This window comes from Klebsiella sp. NPDC088457, assembly GCF_044900465.1.
Taxonomy (GTDB): Bacteria; Pseudomonadota; Gammaproteobacteria; order Enterobacterales; family Enterobacteriaceae; genus Klebsiella.
Genome location: NZ_JBJDNH010000068.1, coordinates 1 through 17,695, shown reverse-complemented (window position 1 = coordinate 17,695; position 17,695 = coordinate 1). Strand labels below are relative to the sequence as shown.

Here is a 17,695-nt window from a genome sequence, read left to right as displayed (position 1 = left end):
GCCATCGTTGGCATGACCACCTTCGGTGAGTCTGCGCCGGCGGAGCTGCTGTTCGCAGAGTTTGGCTTCACCGTTGACAACGTGGTGGCGAAAGCAAAAACGCTACTGTAGGCAGCACGCGTGCGCCCGTAGACGGCAACAGATTGTGCTACCCGCGGCAAACGGTTGCCGGTAGCCCCGTGACTTAGGTAAGGAGGGAATCAGCATGAACAAGCTTGTGATTGGCGTGAATACCGCGATGTTCGACGGTCTGGAGACTGATGTCGCATTTAGCACGATAAAAAAAGCCGGGTTTCGCTATGTCGAGCTGGCGTACAACCAGGGCTACGTTGGCGATATGCCCCCGGAGCTTTTTGGCGAGGAGAATGCCCGGCATATTCGCGAGCTGCTGGAGAAGCATCAGCTACGCACGCATTCGCTGGGAGCGACCATGAATATGGGCGCCGTGGATGCCGTTGCCCAGTTCACCCGGCGTATCCGTTTCGCCAGTATGATTGGCGCAAAATGGATCAACATCTGCGTTGGCAGAAGCGCCGACCGGGCGCGTATTATCGCCAACCTGCGTGAGCTTGCGCCGGTGGCCAGCGATCATGGCTGTGTGATATGCCTGGAAAACGGCGGCGATCCCAATTATGACGTCTTTCGTCTGGCCGACGATGGTTTTGGGCTGCTGGACGCCGTCGACAGCCCGGCGGTGGCCTTCAACGTCGATGCGGGCAATATCGTTTCGCTGTGCCCCGACGTCGACCCCATTGAGCAGGCTATCGCCATGCTGCCGGGGGCTCAGCACTGCCATCTGAAGGATCTGCAGGTACGCGATGGCGAAGTCCATTTCACGGCGATGGGGGACGGGCAGCTGAATTATGTGCCGATGCTGAAAGAACTGGAGGCCCGCGCGATCCCCTGTAGCCTGGAAATTCCTTTGCGCATGCACCGCCAGCGCGACAGCTATCCTGTACGCGGCGATTCACCAGTCGATCCCGCCCGTAGTCTTGAGGTGCTGATTCAGTCGCGTGAGAGGCTGGAAAAATGGCTTGGGTATCCTTTGCAGGAACGGTAAATAAAAGAGCGCCGGCGCTTAACCTACGGGTTGTAGAGACAATAAGTTTCTGGCGCATTTTATTTTCTTTGCAAATTGCAGGTTATTTTTTCATGCATTAAGAATGAACTTAAGACTATATCTCTGGTAACAGGGAGAGGAATAAATATCTGATGCATATTTCTATATTGTGTGATTAGCGTCGCACACGGCTTTTAGTAACTATGTTGTGATGCATGTATCATAAGTTCAGGTGTTGTTCTTTTGTTCGGTTAAATCAAAATCCGTAACTAATGTTCATAGAGTACCCAAGGTTCATAGATTAATTGCGTTTTATTTTTTTAACGATTTTTAAAACCGAAGGTTAATTATGTCTGACTCTACACTCACTCCGTCATCCAATGCAAAGAAGCCGACGAATTACCGTTGGGTTATCTTTGCAACTATGTTCTTCTTATTGGCTGTTAACCTGATGGATCGTATTACATTATCTATCGGAATGCCTTATATAAAAGAAGAGTTCGATCTTTCACCCACAACACAAGGTTTGATCCTTAGCAGTTTCTTTTGGTCTTATGCCCTGCTACAGGTACCGGGGGGGGGGTTACTGGATCGCTACGGTCCGCGTAAAGTGATCACCGGCGCGCTATTTGGCTGGGGCTTTTTCCAGGCCATTATCGGCCTGGCGACCGGCGGGATTAGCCTGATCCTTTCCCGTATTGGGTTAGGGGCGATGGAGGCACCGGTTTCCCCCAGCGGCGCGAAACTGAGCTCGACCTGGCTGACCCAGTCAGAGAGGGGACGCGGCGCGGTGATCATGGACTCCGGTAGTCCGCTGGGCGTGGCGATTGGCGGCATCATCGTCGCACACCTGATTGTGCTGCTGGACTCCTGGCGCGTTACCTTTGTGGTCGTCGGTCTCTTCACGATGCTGTTAGGCTTTGTGGCATGGCGAATCCTGCGCGATCGCCCCTCTGAACACCCAAAAGTGGATCAAAAAGAGGTGGCGTATATTGCGGCAGGCAATATCAACGGCGCCGCCGGGGTGGATGACGCCACGCCGACAAAGGGTCTGGGCATCAGCTGGTTTACCATGGTTGCCATCATGATTGGCCGCGCCTCCTGGGGCATGGTGTACTGGGGGCTGCTGACCTGGGGACCGAGCTACCTGGCGCAGGCGCAGGGTTTACAGCTGGCCTCTATCGGTAACTCCACGTTCCTCATCTTCATCATGGGGACGCTGGGATGCCTGTTTAGCGGCTTCTTCGCCGATTTCCTGGTGAAAAGGGGCGTTAGCCACAACGTGGCGCTGAAGAGCCTGCTTTCCGTGTCCGGTATCGTCGGGCTGTGCGTACTGTATGCTCTGGCAACGGTTACTGACCCTGAGCTTGCCGTTACGCTGCTCTCCGTCGCGGCATTCTTTATGATGTTCGGCAGCCTGTACTGGAGCTTCCCGGCTATTCTGGCACCGAAAGATCGCGTCGGCCTGATCGGCGGATTAATGAATATGGCAAACAGCTGCGCGGGTATTCTGGTGCCCATTCTGGTTGGCGTTATTCTGCAGGCTACCGGTAGCTATGAGAGCGTGCTGGTCTATTTTGCCGTCTGTGCCGGGTTTTATACCGTGGGGACCCTGTGCATTAACTTTAATAAGTTACCGCTCAGTAACGGGAAATTGTCGTTCCAGAAATAAATATTCCCGGCGTATTAAGAGTATTGCTACGCAAAATCATTATTAAATACAGGATTCTGTTATGCCAGTGATATTACGAGTGGATAAGGTACCGCCGTCGTTAGCGGAAGAGCTGGCGCGTGACCATACCTTGTATGAATACAGCAAATTATCAGCCGAAGACCTGCAGGCCATTGCCGGGGATATTCAGGTAATATTAGCCAGTGGGGAGTCGAAAGTTGAATCCTCATTGATTGAGCAGTTACCGGAATTAAAACTAATTGCTGTGTTTGGTGTCGGCTACGACGGCGTGGATATCCACGCCGCCTTTTCACGAAATATTCAGGTGACTAACACACCGGATATTTTAACCGATGATGTTGCCGATCTCGGGATTGCCCTGATGTTGAACGTATCGAGGAGGATCAACGGCGCGCAGAAATTTATTGAACGCGGAGGCTGGCTATCCGGCGCTTACCCCCCGTCAACCAAGGTCAGCGGCGGGCGGCTGGGCATTGTGGGTTTCGGCCGCATTGGCCGGGCGGTTGCCCGACGGGCGCAAGGTTTTGCCATGCGCATTGCCTGCTTTGACCGCAATCCCGTTAACAGTAGCGAGGTCACGTATTACGCCGATCTACTGGAACTGGCGAAAAATAGCGATGTGCTGATGGTCTGCGCCAGCGCGGGCAAGGAGAGCCAGAAGCTTATCAATCGCGAGGTACTCGCCGCGCTGGGTGCGAATGGGATCTTAATCAATATCGCCAGAGGCAGCGTGGTGGATGAGGAGGCGCTGGTCGCAGCGATAACTCAGGGTACGCTTGGCGGAGCGGGACTGGATGTTTTTGCCAACGAACCGCATATCCCGCCGGCATTGCTCAACCGTGATGAGGTCGTGATCACGCCGCATATCGGCAGCGCGACCCGGGCCACGCGCGCGGCGATGGCGAAACTGGTGATTGATAACATTGCGGCATTTTATGCCGGCGAGGCATTGCTGACGCCGGTGCCGCCGCCGCGCTAAGCGAACGGTCTGGTATTCTGCGGGTAAAGAAAAAGGGGGCCTTTGCGGCCCCCTTGCTTATCTGCGTAAGGGTTAGCGCAGCGCTTCGCGCCAGGCGCTTTGCAGGAACTCGCGACACTGTCGCTCATTATCCCACAGGTCATCCTGGTCAGTGGTGCGCATTTCAACGGCCAGCGAAATCGGGCCGAGTTCCTCAGGCAGAGCGAGGTGCAGTGCGGTTCTGATGATTTGCGCCGCGGTGGCGGTCGTCAGGAAGCCCGGCGCGCCGAATTTCATATGGTAATCGCCATATCCCTGCGCCTGCGGATCGAGAATGGCGTTAGCCAGATGAAGCTGTGAAATCAGCGGCGCCGCCGTCGTTAGCGATTCGATAAGATCTTCTTCGTTTAGCGCGACGTGGGCGCTGTCCCAGGCAAGATACAGTTTTGGACAGTCTGGCCGCAGCGCCTTCATCCATTCTACGGTTTCGCCAGTGGGGCCGATAAGCTGACACTTGTGCGCAAAGCGATCGAGCGGTTCAACCTGCAGCAGCATGTTGTCATACTGCCTGACGGTTTCGCCAATGCGCACCAGCGCCTCGGCAAAGCCCTTTTTGGCCTCTTCGCGGCGGGCGTCGCCGGGGTCGGCGCCGCTGACCAGCGACAGTTTGCGGGTACCGCAGTCGGCCGCCAGGTGGACCAGTTCACAGGCGCGGCGGATCGATCTTTCACGTAGCGCGGGATCCAGACTGCTGAGGTTGAGGTTGTCTTTCAGCAGTTCAAAGGTGAGCCACTGGGTCACGCTTAACTGATTCTGTTCTGCTAGCGTGCGGATAGTCCGCGCTATCTGCGGTTGATGAATAATGCCGGTTTCAAAACCGCGGTAATAACCAATACCGGCGATTTCACGGATGACGTGCAAAAGCGCGCTTTCATCGCCGGCGAGCGGGAAAAATAGCTCGGCAATATGTGCGGAAGGGTACAATTCGGTCGTCATGATGCTCTCGCTGCCTCCTCATAAAAGAGAAAAGAGTACGTCTGATGTGCGGTTGCGGTACGTACGGGATGTGATGTTGCTGGTAGTGAACATTTTAATGATCATTGAACATATGAACAAACATTGAGCGCGGGTTATGTCATAATTTTGACCGCGATCGCACTTTACTCTCTGCGGTAAAGTCAGGAGATATGAGCTAAATATTGTTTTAAATAAGGTGGTTATTATTTTTTTTGCGCCGTGACCTGCGGAGGCGCTCGCGTTCAATGCTATGGTTCAAGAGTTATCATAGTGCGCAAAAGTTTGATCGTGGCGGCAGGTGGCCTACTCAGCGGGCGGGTGAAAAAGGGACGGCCGTCAGGAGGCTGAGGCCGTGCTCATACGCAGGGTCAGGGGGTCTCTGATTTGATGAAATCGACAAAGGCCCGCAGCGTGGCCGGTAGCTGGCGACGACCGGGATAATACAGAAAATGGCCGGGGTAGGTCGGGCACCACTCTTCAAGGACGCGGATTAACTTCCCTTCTTTCAGCAGCTGTGCGACCTGCGATTCAAAAGTAAACGCGATGCCCGATCCTGCCAGCGCGGCGGGGATAGCCAGCTCCTGGGCGCTGATTGTCAATCTGCCCGGTACCTCAATGGTTTTCCGTATGCCGTCACGCTCAAATTCCCAGTGGTAGTAGCGCCCGCTTTCAAAGCGCAAACGGATACAGGGCAAATGGCGTAGCTGCTCCGGTTCAGCGGGAATGGGGTGGCGTCTGAAAAAATCGGCTGAAGCGACATAGGCGCTGCGTATCGGGGGGCCGAGAGGAATGGCAATCATGTCCTGAGCCAGCGATTCCCCCAGACGAACGCCGGCATCAAACCCTTCGGAAACCATATCGACAAAACCGTTCGCGACGACGACCTCCACGCTGGCGCCGGGATAGACGGCGAGAAAGCGCGTCACCAGAGGTATCAGTACCATTTGCGAGGCCGCGTGCGAGGCCGTAATACGCAGCTGCCCCGAGGGGGTATCGCGAAAGGTATTCAGATCCTCCAGCGCGTCATCGACATCGCGAAAGGCCGGCATGATGCGGGAAAAGAGTCTTTCTCCGGCTTCCGTCATGGCGATGCTGCGGGTTGTGCGATTAAACAGGCGCAGATTAAGCCGCTCTTCTATCGCTCGCAGGGAGTGGCTTAATGCCGAAGGCGTGCAGCCAAGCTCGTCGGCGACCCGACGCAGGCTTTTATGGCGCGCGATAGCAAGGAACACGCCGAGTTCATGATAGCTAATACGGTTCATTGATGAATTTTGCTCAGTACTCTATGGAGGAAACGGCGGATTATCTCAACAAACAGAGAGTGCCATACTTCATTGCGCAAATGAAGGCGCGGGCGGCGTCCCGATCGTGGAAAAGGGTCGATGGCAAACCCGCGGATGGAAAAGCCTTATTGCACCCGTATCCGTAAATGTAGCGACGAGCAGGAGAGAAAGCGATGAGTAAACTATGGTTCATTACAGGCGTCAGCAGCGGACTGGGCAAAGCGATTGCTCAGGCCGCTCTGCAGGCGGGCCACCGCGTGGTGGGCACCCTGCGTACCGAAGAGCAGCGGCAGGCTTTTGCCGATCTCCTTCCCGGCCGCGCCTATGGCGTGTTGCTTGACGTCACCGACGATGCTGCCGTGGAGTCGACCGTTGCGCGTATCGAGCGTGAAGTCGGGCCGGTAGAGGTTCTGGTCAACAACGCCGGCTACGGCGTGGAAGGGGCGGTGGAAGAGACCAGCATGGCGCAATCCCGTCATCAGTTTGAGGTCAACTTCTTTGGCGCCCTGGCGGTCACGAAAGCCGTGCTGCCCGGTATGCGCGAACGTCGGCAGGGGCATATTATCAATATCACCTCAACCGGCGGGCTGATGGCTTTTCCTGGGCTTGGGGTCTATAACGCCAGCAAACACGCGCTGGAAGGGCTGACGGATGCCCTTGCGCAGGAAGTCAAAAATCTGGGGATTAAGGTTACCGCCATTGAGCCGGGACCGTTCCGTACCGACTGGGCCGGGCGTTCGATGGCCAGGGCAGAAACGCGGATTGACGATTATCAGGCCACCGCAGGCGCGATGCGTGAGGCGTTGGCGCAGCGAAACGGTAAGCAGGCGGGCGATCCGGCCAGGGCCGGGGCGATTCTGGTCGACCTGGTGAAACAGGAGAATCCGCCGCGTCGACTGGTGCTGGGAACGATGGGTTACAAACAGATTGGCGGCAATCTGAGCGCGCGTCTCGCGGAGCTGGTGAACCATGCCGATATTTCATTAAGCGCTGATTTCCCGCTCGGGGAATAGTGTCCCCGGTCCCCATCGCCTCTGTTAGCCGGGCGATGAAGGAGAATGGCGCAGCGAGGGGGAGGGAACCGCTTCGCTTGGGCGATAATCCGCACGTCGACCGGGGTTGAGCGCAAACGTCAATGCAAACGACGGATAGGGCGTGCTAGCGGGCTGAGTCAACCTGAAGCACGCGAGTGGCTACGCTGCGGTTCATGCGTCGCTCTGCGGCAAGTATTTTTTACGCGCCAGATCTCCCGGAGATTGCTTCAAAAAAATGACCGTATTTGTTATATTGTTGTTCATTGCTTATTCACCTCTGCGGCGCCAAAAAGAAAAAGATTCGCCGCAACCCAGGAAGATAAAATGTTAGATTATCGCTTCCCGACGGCTTTGCAGATGGTTCTCAGCGTAGCGATGGCGGAGCAGTTGGGTCAACGCTCGACAAGTGCGATTCTGGCCTATGGCCTGGAAGCCAATCCGAGCTTTATCCGCAAATTAATGGTTCCGCTCACCCGCGATGGCATTATCGTCTCCACGCTGGGCCGCAACGGTTCCTTCATCTTGGCCGCCCGGCGGAACACATTACCCTGCGCGATATCTACGTTTCCGTGATTGAAGATAAAAAGCTGTGGGCATCGCGTCCCGAGGTGCCGGCCCGCTGCGTGGTTAGCGCCAACGCCTGCTGGTACTTCAAATCCATCGCCGATGAAGCGGAGCAGGCTTCTCTGGATGTATTAGCCCGCCATACCGTGGCAAGCGCGCTGGAAAAGGTAAAACAGGCCGATACCAGCGGCTGCGACCCGCTGCCGGAACTGGATGCCCTGTATAAAAAAGCGCATTAATCTTTCCTTTAGCGCAAAAAAAACCGCCTTCACCGAAGGCGGTTTTTTGTTGTCTGCGGCCGCTTAAGCCGGCAGCACTTCTGCTGCCGGTTTGCCGCGAGCGACGAACTTACGCAGCGTGACGTAGAACACCGGCGTCAGGAACAGACCAAATAGCGTCACCCCGAGCATACCGGAGAACACCGTAATTCCGGTAACGCCGCGGACTTCCGCGCCCGCGCCGTGGCCGAGGATCAGCGGAATCGTCCCGGCAATAAAGGCGATGGAGGTCATCACGATTGGACGCAGACGCAGGCGGCAGGCTTCCAGCGCCGCTTCCATGATCCCTTTCCCCTGCAGTTCCAGCTCGCGGGCAAACTCGACGATCAGGATGGCGTTTTTACAGGCCAGCCCCATCAGTACCACCAGACCAACCTGTACGAACACGTTGTTATCGCCGCCGGTTAGCCAGACGCCAAACAGGGCGGACAGCATGGTCATCGGGACGATAAGGATCACCGCCAGCGGCAGCGTCCAGCTCTCATACAGCGCCGCCAGAACCAGGAATGCCAGCAGTACCGCCACCGGGAAGACAATCAGCGCCGTATTGCCCTGCGTGGCCTGCTGGAAGCTGAGGTCGGTCCATTCAATATTCATCCCGTTTGGCAACAGCTGTTTAGACATCGCCTCCAGTTGGGTCATCGCCTGGGCGGACGAGAGCACGCGAGGATCGGCATCGCCGATCAGATCCGCCGCCGGATAGCCGTTGTAGCGGATGACCGGATCCGGCCCGTAGGTGGTGCTGATATTCACCATGCTGCCGATCGGCACCATCTCGCCCTGATTATTGCGGGTGCGCAAATTCGCAATATCTTCCACGCTGTCGCGGAACTGTCCGTCGGCCTGCGCCATCACGCGCCAGGTGCGGCCGAACTGGTTAAAGTCGTTGACGTAGGACGACCCCAGATAGGTTTGCAGCGTGCCGAACAGATCGGTCAATGATACGCCCTGCGCCTTCGCTTTGTCGCGATCGACCTGCACATCCAGCTGCGGGACGTTGGCCTGATAGGTGGAGATCGGGAAATGCATCCCCGGAGTCTGCATTATCGCGCCGGACATGGTGTTAACCGCATTTTGCAGCGCGCCGTAGCCGAGGCCGGCGCGATCCTGCACGTACAGCGAATAACCGGAGCCCTGGCCCAGTCCCAGGATCGGCGGCGGCAGAATAGAGAAGCCGAAGCCCTGCTGGATTTGCGCGATTTTGGCGTTGATCTCGGCGTTAATTTCCGCCGCGGAATGTTGACGCCGATCGAACGGCTTCAGGCCAAAGAACACCGTCCCGGTATTCGGCGTGTTGGTGAACTGCAGCGCGTTAAGTCCCGGAAACGCTACCGCATAATCCACGCCTTCGGTATTCATGCCGATTTCGCTCATTTTGCGGATCACCGCATCGGTGCGCGCCAGCGAAGAGCCTTCCGGCATTTTCACGCCGCCAATCAGGTACAGCTTATCCTGAGTGGGAATAAACCCGCCGGGCACGGCTTTAAACATCACCCCGGCGGCGCAGAGCAGCAGCACATACACCACAAATACCGCGCCGCGTCGTCCGAGCGTTTTGCCGACCAGCCCCTGATAACCGTTCGAGCTGCGGTGGAAGAAGCGGTTAAACGGGCGGAAAATCCAGCCGAACAGACGGTCGATAAGCCGGGTAGGGAGGTCTTTTGGCGCATCGTGCGGTTTCAGCAACAGGGCCGCCAGCGCCGGAGAGAGCGTCAGCGAGTTAATGGCGGAGATCACCGTTGAAATCGCGATGGTCACCGCAAACTGTTTGTAGAACTGACCGGTCACCCCGGAGAGAAACGCCATCGGCACGAACACCGCGCACAGCACCAGGGCGATGGCGATAATCGGCCCGGAGACTTCCCGCATCGCCTGGTGTGCCGCCTGCAGGGGGGCCAGCCCCTCTTCGATATTACGCTCGACGTTCTCCACCACCACGATGGCGTCGTCCACCACGATACCAATGGCCAGCACCAGCCCGAACAGGCTCAGGGTGTTAAGCGAGAAGCCAAGCAGGTAGAGAATGCTGAACGTCCCCACCACCGAGACCGGCACCGCGATCAGCGGAATAATCGACGCGCGCCAGGTCTGCAGGAACAGAATCACCACCAGGACGACCAGTACCACCGCTTCCAGCAGGGTTTGTACCACCGCGCGAATGGAGTCGCGCACAAAAACGGTGGGATCGTAAGGGGCGGCCCATTGCATATCTTCCGGGAAGCGAGTGGACAGCTCATCCATTTTGGCCCGCACCGCGTTAGACAAATCGATGGCGTTGGCCCCCGGCGACTGGAAGATACCAATCCCGACCGCATCTTTATTGTTAAGCTGCGAGCGCAGCGCATAGCTGCCTGAGCCCATTTCTATCCGCGCCACGTCGCGCAGGCGTACCAGCGAGCCGTCCTGTGCCGTTTTGAGAATGATATTGCCGAACTCTTCTTCCGTGTGCAGACGCCCCTGGGCGTTAATCGAGATCAGGAAGTCGCTCTCTTTCGGCAGCGGCTCGGCGCCAAGCTGCCCGGCGGAAACCTGGACGTTTTGCTCCTGCATCGCCGTCACCACATCGGAGGCGGTCAACCCGCGCGCCGCCACCTTGTTGGGATCCAGCCAGATGCGCATGGCGTATTCGCCGGCGCCAAAAATCTGGATTTGGCCGACGCCGGGCAGGCGCGCCAGTTCGTCCTTCACTTTTAAGGTGGCGTAGTTGCGCATATACAGCGAATCATATTTCCCGTTGGGCGAAAACAGATGTACCACCAGGGTGAGCGTTGGCGACTGTTTCTGGGTGGTAATCCCCAGCCGGCGTACATCTTCCGGCAGACGCGCTTCGGCCTGCGATACGCGGTTTTGCACCTGAACCTGCGCCTGATCGGGGTCGGTACCCGGGCGGAAGGTGACGGTGGTGACCAGTACGCCGTCGGAACCGGCGACGGATTTCATGTACATCATGTTTTCAACGCCGTTGATTGCTTCTTCCAGCGGCGTCGCCACGGTTTCGGCGATCACTTTCGGGTTAGCGCCCGGATACTCCGCCCGTACCTGCACGCTTGGCGGTACGACGTCCGGATATTCGCTGACCGGCAGTAGCGGAATGGCGATTAAGCCGGTGATAAAAATCAGAATCGACAGCACCGCGGCGAAAATCGGCCTGTCGATAAAAAAGCGGGAAAAGTCCATGCGTCGGATTCTCTGGTAAGGGATCAGTTAAGGGCGGTGCTGGCGGTCATGGCCACGGTTTTCGCGTTAACCGGCATACCCGGCATAAACACTTTTTGTAAACCATCGACGATGACGCGATCGCCAGGGTTCAGCCCCTGCTGCACGATGCGTAAACCGGCGGCCAGGCGGCCAGGCTTGATATCGCGACGCTGCGCTTTACCCTCTTTATCGATGATGTAAACGTATTTCCGGTCCTGATCGGTCAGGACCGCTTTATCATCGATCAGCGTGGCTTTAAATTCGGCGCTGCCCGGCAGGCGCACGCGGGCAAACAGGCCCGGTATGAACTGACGCTGGGCGTTGTCCAGCAGCGCCCGCATCCGGATGGTGCCGGTGCTCGGCGTTAACTGATTATCGAGAAAATCGACTTTACCTTGATGGGGGTAGCCGTCCTCGCCGACGAGGCCAATCTCGACCGGTAGCGCCAGGTGGTTGCTGGAAGCGCCCTGGCCGCTACGGGCAAGATTTTGATAGTGAAGGTAGGTCGACTCATCGACGTCAAAGTAGACGTAGACCGTCTTCTGTGAGACCAGGGTGGTGAGCACGCTGGCGCTGTCGCCTGCGGTCACCAGGTTACCGCTGGTGATCAGCGCGCGGCTGGCGCGGCCATCGATAGGTGCGGTGACTTTGGTGAAATCAAGGTTAAGCTGGGCGGCGTCGACTGCCGCCTGCGCGGCGCGAATATCGGCCTGAGCCTGGGTGGCGGCCGAACGGCGCTGCTCCCACTCTTCACGGGAGACGACGTTGGTGTTGACTAATTTATCGGTACGGCTGGCCTCGCTGCGCGCCAGGCTGGCCTGCGTTTTAGCTCTCGCCAGCGTCGCCTGCGCCTGTTCCAGCGCGGCGCGATAGGTTCTGTCATCGATAGTAAACAGCACCTCGCCCTTTTTCACTTCCTGGCCGTCGGTGTAATTCACTTTGTCGATGTAGCCGGAGACGCGTGGGCGCAGCTGAACGCTTTCCACCGCCTCAATCCGGCCGTTAAAGCTATCCCACTGGCTAATGGATTTCACCACCACGTCGGCAGCGCTGACGGTGGGGGCTTGCGGCGCGGCGTTTTGCGCAGCGCTGTTATCGCAGCTGGCAAGCAGCGCGGCGATGAGTGCGCTCCCCAATAAGCGCAGATAAAAGTTAACCCAAGGTTTTTGCAGGCTCATTATTTTTATTCCGGTAATTGTAGCCGCCGGGCAAGACGCAGCGAAGGATGCCGCGCCACTTCCTTTGTCCGGGCTGGCTTAAGGCCATTTGTGTCGTTCATCGCCACAAAACTGTAACAGTCACGAATACACTATCGAGGCGATTGTAGGAAGGCGCTAAACTAAGTGCAAGAATAATTGTTGCACTTTATGTGCTGTTTCCGCCGCAGGAGAAAGACATTTTTCTGCCAGGGATTTTAATGCAACAATAAAACTTGCAATTCATGCAAAAGCGGGCCACCTTTAAATGCAATAGACAAAGATACTTTTTAGCGATCGGCGCAGGGGGACCCAATATGAGCACAGACGCATTTATTCATGATTTACTCGACTGGATTGATAACAACCTTGAAAGCCGTCTCGACATCAACACCGTCTCCCGGCGGGCAGGGTATTCGAAATGGCATCTCCAGCGGATATTCAAAGAGCACACCGGCTATCCCCTTGCCGAATACATTCGCGCCCAGAAGCTGCAAAAATCGCTCGAGCGCTTAACCCATAGCGACGAGCCGATACTGAACGTGGCAATCGCGCTGGGCTTCGACTCCCAGCAGTCCTTCAACCGCAGCTTCAAGCGCCAGTACGGCCAGGCACCGGGCGTATGGCGCCGTAGCATGGCCGCGGCGCCATCATGCCAGCGTTCCAGCTGAGGATGGAGCGAGGGCTCATCAGCAAGTTCAGGCTTAACGGGATACACTGAGGGCGCAAAAAAGCCCGCCGGGCTTGCGCCATATCAAAGAGATAAGCAGGGATGAGTAAGTGAAGAGTGAAGAGTAGACTCTTCACATTGGGTCAATGTCTGTACCTTCAGAAGGCTCAGCACTCTAGTGAAAATTGCGTCATCGAATTTTCTCAGGCGCAGGAGTGGCCGAGATTGTCAGGTATTTTTTCAGTCCAGCTTCTCGTTTCACACCCATCGGATCTGAACCAAAAGGAAGCCTCAAGCGTGGTGAGTCGACGGTTTTGCTTGTCCAGAGAGAATCACCAATGAATCTGAAATTGATGCTATCCGCTGTAACAGATAATCCCTCAAAACTTCCCGTCGAGTACTCATTACCCAAACGAACGATCTCCTTAATTAAGTTATGTTTAGAAAGAAAAAGACCGGCTGTTGCCGGTCTGAGGTCGGTTAAGCCGCTGCGGGTTTGTCTTCCTGTAGCTACTTCGAAGAAAGGGCAAGTCTGCGCACGGTCATCAGGAAATCGAATGGGGTTGAATCCCACAACTCAGGTGAAAAATCAAATCCATACCGGCTTTTGAACTCCTTATCCAACCTGTCTCCGTAAAGCTCAAGGAAAGAATCGACCTCTTCGGCTAACTCTTTTAACATCCAATTGGGGGCTGTTTTTTTATAGAGTTCAATAGTGCCCTCAATAGTATCCTCTCCCTCATTTATGAGGTCATGATCCTGATTGAAATAACCCTGAATCAGCTGATCAAGATGATAGAAACTTTGCATAATCCACCTGTCCTATGGGGTCGGGATCAAATACTACAAGGGTATTCTTTAATTATAAGAAACTCAATTTTAGGCCAGCAAATCATTTTCCATGAATCAAAAAATGGTAGATGACCCTTGGAGGTGTTTATGTTTAAAAATAAAGATAAAACTTTCATTGTCCCAGCCTCTAAAGAAGCACTTGCTAATAGCCATAAATTGACTGTTAACAATTATTTTACTGGTGAGCCAGGTCAAGCTTTCGAAAAAGCAGCCCAGAAAATTAAAGAGGATTACCAGCAAAGAAGACGTGTTAGGACATTAAACGAAAGTTGATTCATAAATAAAAGGCCACAACATGTGGCCTTTTATTGAAACATCATTTCTGAAATTCTCGTTGGTGTTGAATAATAAATTCAAACTCTCTCACTTCTGCAACTACATGAGTTACATGATGTGTAGTGTCTATTGATACCCAATTCGTAGTATTACCAACAAATTCTTCATTGGCACATTCATAAATCTTTTTATCACCCCAGCTAAATTTCTCACCATTTATAATGGGGGGATGAAACCAGTATCTTACACAAATCTTGCATTTGTGCTCCCTTTTTACCGGTAGCACGAGAATAGCCTCTTACAACGAAAAGGCTATCGTCTATAGTATATCTAATCTTACCGTTAGCATCGGGTGCAATGATGTCATCTCCGATAGAGGGATTAACGATACCATAATCTCCAAATACTAAATTTAAATCAGGTTGGAATTTTTTGAATGCTTTCCATACCTTAGCTTCTTTACGGATAACTATACCTTCTGAATTGTGGGTAGGGACCATTCCATTAATATCACTTGTTATTGAACTTCCTGCAATTGAAATAAATTTAAAATTATACTTGTATAATGAATCCAGTGCTCTCTGTACTGTTTCATTGAGGTCAACTATGGATGTTTTAGTTATATCTTCTAAATCTATCATTACCGAGCAATTTTCTGGCATTGCACCCAGCGAGGTTAAAATGCCTTCTATTGTTTCAATAAACGGTTCCTCTTCGATCATATCTTCAAAAGCAAAGGAGTTTAACCGAATTACAAAGTCAGTATAGCTTGTACCTAATTGTTGCAAAGTAGTTGCATACTCATCATCTTCCCATCGATCATAACCGACGACAGGAATGATATTGCACCCAGCATTTCTTAAGGCACTGGTGAGATGACTCAAAATATGCTCTCCTGTTTCAAGAGAAGAGTTTGGAGGCCATCTGCTTATATCAATCCCCATGGGGAGATGTTGCATCCTTTCGGACAATGTTTTAATTGTATTGTTTAGAAAAAACTCAACTGGATTACCTATGTTAGAGTATTTTTTATTTGTTCTCTGCTTTTTCGACAGATATGGGATTTCAAAAATCGGAAGCATGTCCCTCATAACGTGGGGATAAGGAAGCATAGACTTAATGGCATCTAACTCACCTTTCTTAGCTTTTAAAATCGGCATATATTTAGGGTACATATAGACACCTCGTCTACCAAATATGATTAGGGAAATGCTTTCTTACTTCACCTTGACCAACTAAATCAGAAAACTGATTGTATTTTCCAGTTTCTCTTCTAATTCTTCCTGCTATTATTGCAGGATGAATTCTTAATTCTCTTGAAAGCTCATCTATCGTGATTGTGCTGGGATTTAAGTAAGCTGAACTCCGTTTCCAAATGACGCGAGGAATGAGAGTATCTCTGGCTATTCGATTAGCCTCTGCTTCCATTTTGTCTGTACTATTCTTGAGTGTTTCAATGTCATCGATAAATGTGTTAGTAGAATCTGCATGTTTCCAGATATGGACTAACTCATGTAAAAGTGTAAACCAGAAATTATCCAAACGATCTTGTCTTAAAGTGAGTGCAATAATTGGTCTACCATCAATATCCCTCAGAGCAGCCCCATCAACAGCAGTACCAGTCAGACAAGGTTCAATGATCACACAAATCCCGTTTTTTTCTAAGAACTCCACCGCTAATAGAGGCCCATATTCGGACCAACTTAAATGTGCGATTTCTTTTAAAAAATCTTTAGTTATGCAATCTTGCTTAAATTTAGTTGCGAGTTTTTTTTCCCTGGCTTTCTGGACCACTCTTGCAATCCATGCATGTAATTTATAAACAGTTGTAGGTGAGTAAGACTCTCCGTTAAGTGTTCGCTTGAAGGCTGCTGTAGAAAAATTCGCACCCAAACCCTCAATGAAATTTTTGACTTTTTCTTCTGTTGTCGTTTTTGTTTGCGAGACAATGTTTTCTATCCAACCTTTGGAAAGCATTTCTTTTATAGGAAATTTTGACCAATTAACCTCCTCAACTGGAGAACGATTTGCATATCCAGTTTCTGTTTCTAAGCCCAATAACGTTTGAGGAGACATACCTAATCCTATTGATAAGGCTTTGATCATAGCAACGGTTAAAGGACGTTTTCCCGATAACACCTCTGATACACGACTTTTTGTTCCAAAATATGGGGTCAGATCCGCTTGGCGTAAGCCCTGTTCGTCCATTCGGAATTTGATTGCCTCGATTGGATCTACCGGTGTTACTGGATAGTTAGCATTTTCATAATTTTCAATAACAACTGTAAGTAAATCAAGACGTTCTGATTCTTCAGATCCTGCAGGAAGATCCAATCTGAGTAATCTCTCAACTTCTGAAAGGGCCGCATGATATTGTTCTTCAGTTCGAATAACCCGAACTTCAGTAAGTTTACTCATTTAGATACCACCTGGTTAATCACCGCAATGCTCCTTTCAAACTGAAATGTTACTTTTATGCCCTGCGATTTAATGCCTCGAACAAAGAACACATAGCACAAATTATCAATCTGCTGTGCTCTGGGGAAAGCATCTAAAACTCCCTTAGCATCTTTCCAGTAAGCGTTAGTGAGCTCTGCAACCCAAGCGGAAAGCCAAACATCCGTTTCAGGGTTAGTACCACTTAGCACTTGAAGCCTTTGCTTGCCGATTAGTCGCATTGATGTTCTCCATTTGGGAACCAGAATAAGTGTGGTGATTCTGAATGTCAATACAATGTTCCCATAAGTGGAACTTGTCGCCTCCAGTTCTCATCTCTTTATGGCTACATAACTCTAAGAATCAATGGAAAGCTCTTTAATAAGAATACAAATATGATTTAGATCAAATGTATATAGGCGTGCCGGGATGCTTATAGTTGGGCGACTTAGGCCGCAATCGCTTTTAGCTTTTGAGCCTGAACATAGTCACTCCACCACTGCATGAGAACCACTCGTTCTGCGAGATAATCTGCGCGATTATATGCGGCAATTATTTCATCTTTCTTCGAGTGAGCAAGGGCCGCTTCTAAGACATCTATCCTGAACTTACCCGACTCCTCTGCGGCCGTTCGTGCAATAGATCTCATTCCATGGGCTACAAGCTCTCCACCAAAGCCCATACGGATTATGGCCGCATTCGCTGTTTGTTCATGCATATGATTGAGTGGAGCTTTGATACTGGGGAAAACCCATTCTCTGTGCCCACTGATGGCTTTCATTGAATCCAATACTCGCAAGGCTTTGAATCGCCACAGGTTTAACAGACACCTCAGAGTCATTTAAGATGACTTAAAGAGAGGTGCCCATGAGCGGTAAGCGTTATCCTGAAGAGTTAAAAATTGAAGCAGTCAAACAGGTTGTTGATCGTGGTCATTCTGTTTCCAGTGTTGCAACACGTCTCGATATCACCACTCACAGTCTTTACGCCTGGATAAAGAAGTACGGTCCGGATTCTTCCACTCATAATGAACAGTCAGATGCTCAGGCCGAGATCCGCCGTCTTCAGAAAGAGTTGAAGCGGGTTACGGACGAACGGGACATATTAAAAAAAGCCGCGGCGTACTTCGCAAAGCTGTCCGACTGAGGTACGCCTTTATCCGCGACAACAGCCGTTGCTG

Annotated in this window: 14 protein-coding genes and 4 pseudogenes; 9 read left to right on the top strand and 9 right to left on the bottom strand. The window is 52.6% G+C overall.

The window, feature by feature from the left end; translation table 11 throughout:
• From ACI2JR_RS26345 to ACI2JR_RS26330, 4 genes are all read left to right on the top strand, one after another.
• On the top strand, window positions 1-111 hold a 111-nt coding region (locus ACI2JR_RS26345), incomplete at its 5' end, for a hypothetical protein (RefSeq protein WP_462479865.1).
• Between the two features lie 94 nt (window positions 112-205).
• Window positions 206-1,060: a sugar phosphate isomerase/epimerase family protein gene (locus ACI2JR_RS26340; protein WP_132732014.1), complete on the top strand. Its 855-nt coding sequence runs from the start codon at window positions 206-208 to the stop codon at window positions 1,058-1,060.
• 349 nt (window positions 1,061-1,409) lie between these two features.
• Entirely contained in the window at window positions 1,410-2,732 is a 1,323-nt protein-coding gene (locus tag ACI2JR_RS26335) for an MFS transporter (protein WP_462479864.1), read from the top strand.
• A gap of 61 nt (window positions 2,733-2,793) precedes the next feature.
• Window positions 2,794-3,732 carry a 2-hydroxyacid dehydrogenase gene (locus ACI2JR_RS26330; RefSeq protein ID WP_462479863.1) on the top strand — a complete coding sequence of 313 codons (939 nt, stop codon included), beginning with the start codon at window positions 2,794-2,796 and terminating at the stop codon, window positions 3,730-3,732.
• Window positions 3,733-3,804: 72 nt separating this feature from the next.
• Here the strand turns inward: ACI2JR_RS26330 and ACI2JR_RS26325 are convergent, their stop codons facing one another.
• Both ACI2JR_RS26325 and ACI2JR_RS26320 read right to left on the bottom strand, forming a co-directional pair.
• Window positions 3,805-4,707, bottom strand: coding sequence for a sugar phosphate isomerase/epimerase family protein (locus ACI2JR_RS26325; protein ID WP_462479862.1), 903 nt, complete (start codon window positions 4,705-4,707; stop codon window positions 3,805-3,807).
• Window positions 4,708-5,096: 389 nt separating this feature from the next.
• Entirely contained in the window at window positions 5,097-5,990 is an 894-nt protein-coding gene (locus tag ACI2JR_RS26320; RefSeq protein WP_462479861.1) for a LysR family transcriptional regulator, read from the bottom strand.
• A gap of 194 nt (window positions 5,991-6,184) precedes the next feature.
• On the opposite strand from ACI2JR_RS26320, the gene ACI2JR_RS26315 reads away from it, so the two are divergent.
• Together ACI2JR_RS26315 and ACI2JR_RS26310 are read left to right on the top strand one after the other, a co-directional pair.
• Window positions 6,185-7,024 carry an oxidoreductase gene (locus ACI2JR_RS26315; protein ID WP_132732019.1) on the top strand — a complete coding sequence of 280 codons (840 nt, stop codon included), beginning with the start codon at window positions 6,185-6,187 and terminating at the stop codon, window positions 7,022-7,024.
• 345 nt (window positions 7,025-7,369) lie between these two features.
• Window positions 7,370-7,848: pseudogene (locus ACI2JR_RS26310) on the top strand (RrF2 family transcriptional regulator).
• 63 nt (window positions 7,849-7,911) lie between these two features.
• Here the strand turns inward: ACI2JR_RS26310 and oqxB are convergent.
• Together oqxB and ACI2JR_RS26300 are read right to left on the bottom strand one after the other, a co-directional pair.
• Entirely contained in the window at window positions 7,912-11,064 is a 3,153-nt protein-coding gene (oqxB, locus tag ACI2JR_RS26305) for a multidrug efflux RND transporter permease subunit OqxB (protein ID WP_462479860.1), read from the bottom strand.
• Between the two features lie 23 nt (window positions 11,065-11,087).
• Window positions 11,088-12,263 (bottom strand): efflux RND transporter periplasmic adaptor subunit, encoded by a 1,176-nt coding sequence (locus tag ACI2JR_RS26300; RefSeq protein ID WP_462479859.1) that lies wholly within the window; start codon window positions 12,261-12,263, stop codon window positions 11,088-11,090.
• A gap of 335 nt (window positions 12,264-12,598) precedes the next feature.
• Here ACI2JR_RS26300 and ACI2JR_RS26295 point away from each other — a divergent pair, with 335 nt between their 5' ends.
• Entirely contained in the window at window positions 12,599-12,952 is a 354-nt protein-coding gene (locus ACI2JR_RS26295) for a helix-turn-helix domain-containing protein (protein WP_132732023.1), read from the top strand.
• Window positions 12,953-13,461: 509 nt separating this feature from the next.
• Here ACI2JR_RS26295 and ACI2JR_RS26290 read toward each other — a convergent pair.
• Complete coding sequence (locus ACI2JR_RS26290) at window positions 13,462-13,761, bottom strand: contact-dependent growth inhibition system immunity protein (RefSeq protein WP_132732024.1); 300 nt, start codon at window positions 13,759-13,761, stop codon at window positions 13,462-13,464.
• 129 nt (window positions 13,762-13,890) lie between these two features.
• Between ACI2JR_RS26290 and ACI2JR_RS26285 the strand changes: the two genes are divergently transcribed.
• Entirely contained in the window at window positions 13,891-14,076 is a 186-nt protein-coding gene (locus ACI2JR_RS26285) for a hypothetical protein (RefSeq protein WP_285305749.1), read from the top strand.
• A gap of 43 nt (window positions 14,077-14,119) precedes the next feature.
• On the opposite strand, the pseudogene ACI2JR_RS26280 reads toward ACI2JR_RS26285, so the two are convergent.
• The 4 genes and pseudogenes from ACI2JR_RS26280 to ACI2JR_RS26265 form a co-directional block, all read right to left on the bottom strand.
• Window positions 14,120-15,191 (bottom strand): annotated as a pseudogene (locus tag ACI2JR_RS26280) (hypothetical protein).
• Between the two features lie 76 nt (window positions 15,192-15,267).
• Window positions 15,268-16,497: an ImmA/IrrE family metallo-endopeptidase gene (locus tag ACI2JR_RS26275; RefSeq protein ID WP_181247003.1), complete on the bottom strand. Its 1,230-nt coding sequence runs from the start codon at window positions 16,495-16,497 to the stop codon at window positions 15,268-15,270.
• Complete coding sequence (locus tag ACI2JR_RS26270) at window positions 16,494-16,757, bottom strand: type II toxin-antitoxin system HigB family toxin (RefSeq protein WP_023339494.1); 264 nt, start codon at window positions 16,755-16,757, stop codon at window positions 16,494-16,496. Before ACI2JR_RS26270 ends, ACI2JR_RS26275 begins: the two co-directional genes overlap by 4 nt.
• A 206-nt stretch (window positions 16,758-16,963) precedes the next feature.
• A pseudogene (locus tag ACI2JR_RS26265) lies at window positions 16,964-17,320 on the bottom strand (integrase); the annotation flags it as partial.
• Window positions 17,321-17,382: 62 nt separating this feature from the next.
• On the opposite strand from ACI2JR_RS26265, the pseudogene ACI2JR_RS26260 reads away from it, so the two are divergent.
• Window positions 17,383-17,695, top strand: a pseudogene (locus tag ACI2JR_RS26260) (transposase); the annotation flags it as partial.

What these genes read in the sequence shown, in the direction of transcription:
- ACI2JR_RS26340 (WP_132732014.1), top strand. Translation starts at nt 206, where the DNA reads ATGAACAAGCTTGTGATTGGCGTGAATACCGCGATGTTCGACGGTCTG.
- ACI2JR_RS26335 (WP_462479864.1), top strand. Translation starts at nt 1,410, where the DNA reads ATGTCTGACTCTACACTCACTCCGTCATCCAATGCAAAGAAGCCGACG.
- ACI2JR_RS26330 (WP_462479863.1), top strand. Translation starts at nt 2,794, where the DNA reads ATGCCAGTGATATTACGAGTGGATAAGGTACCGCCGTCGTTAGCGGAA.
- ACI2JR_RS26325 (WP_462479862.1), bottom strand. Translation starts at nt 4,707, where the DNA reads ATGACGACCGAATTGTACCCTTCCGCACATATTGCCGAGCTATTTTTC.
- ACI2JR_RS26320 (WP_462479861.1), bottom strand. Translation starts at nt 5,990, where the DNA reads ATGAACCGTATTAGCTATCATGAACTCGGCGTGTTCCTTGCTATCGCG.
- ACI2JR_RS26315 (WP_132732019.1), top strand. Translation starts at nt 6,185, where the DNA reads ATGAGTAAACTATGGTTCATTACAGGCGTCAGCAGCGGACTGGGCAAA.
- oqxB (WP_462479860.1), bottom strand. Translation starts at nt 11,064, where the DNA reads ATGGACTTTTCCCGCTTTTTTATCGACAGGCCGATTTTCGCCGCGGTG.
- ACI2JR_RS26300 (WP_462479859.1), bottom strand. Translation starts at nt 12,263, where the DNA reads ATGAGCCTGCAAAAACCTTGGGTTAACTTTTATCTGCGCTTATTGGGG.
- ACI2JR_RS26295 (WP_132732023.1), top strand. Translation starts at nt 12,599, where the DNA reads ATGAGCACAGACGCATTTATTCATGATTTACTCGACTGGATTGATAAC.
- ACI2JR_RS26290 (WP_132732024.1), bottom strand. Translation starts at nt 13,761, where the DNA reads ATGCAAAGTTTCTATCATCTTGATCAGCTGATTCAGGGTTATTTCAAT.
- ACI2JR_RS26285 (WP_285305749.1), top strand. Translation starts at nt 13,891, where the DNA reads ATGTTTAAAAATAAAGATAAAACTTTCATTGTCCCAGCCTCTAAAGAA.
- ACI2JR_RS26275 (WP_181247003.1), bottom strand. Translation starts at nt 16,497, where the DNA reads ATGAGTAAACTTACTGAAGTTCGGGTTATTCGAACTGAAGAACAATAT.
- ACI2JR_RS26270 (WP_023339494.1), bottom strand. Translation starts at nt 16,757, where the DNA reads ATGCGACTAATCGGCAAGCAAAGGCTTCAAGTGCTAAGTGGTACTAAC.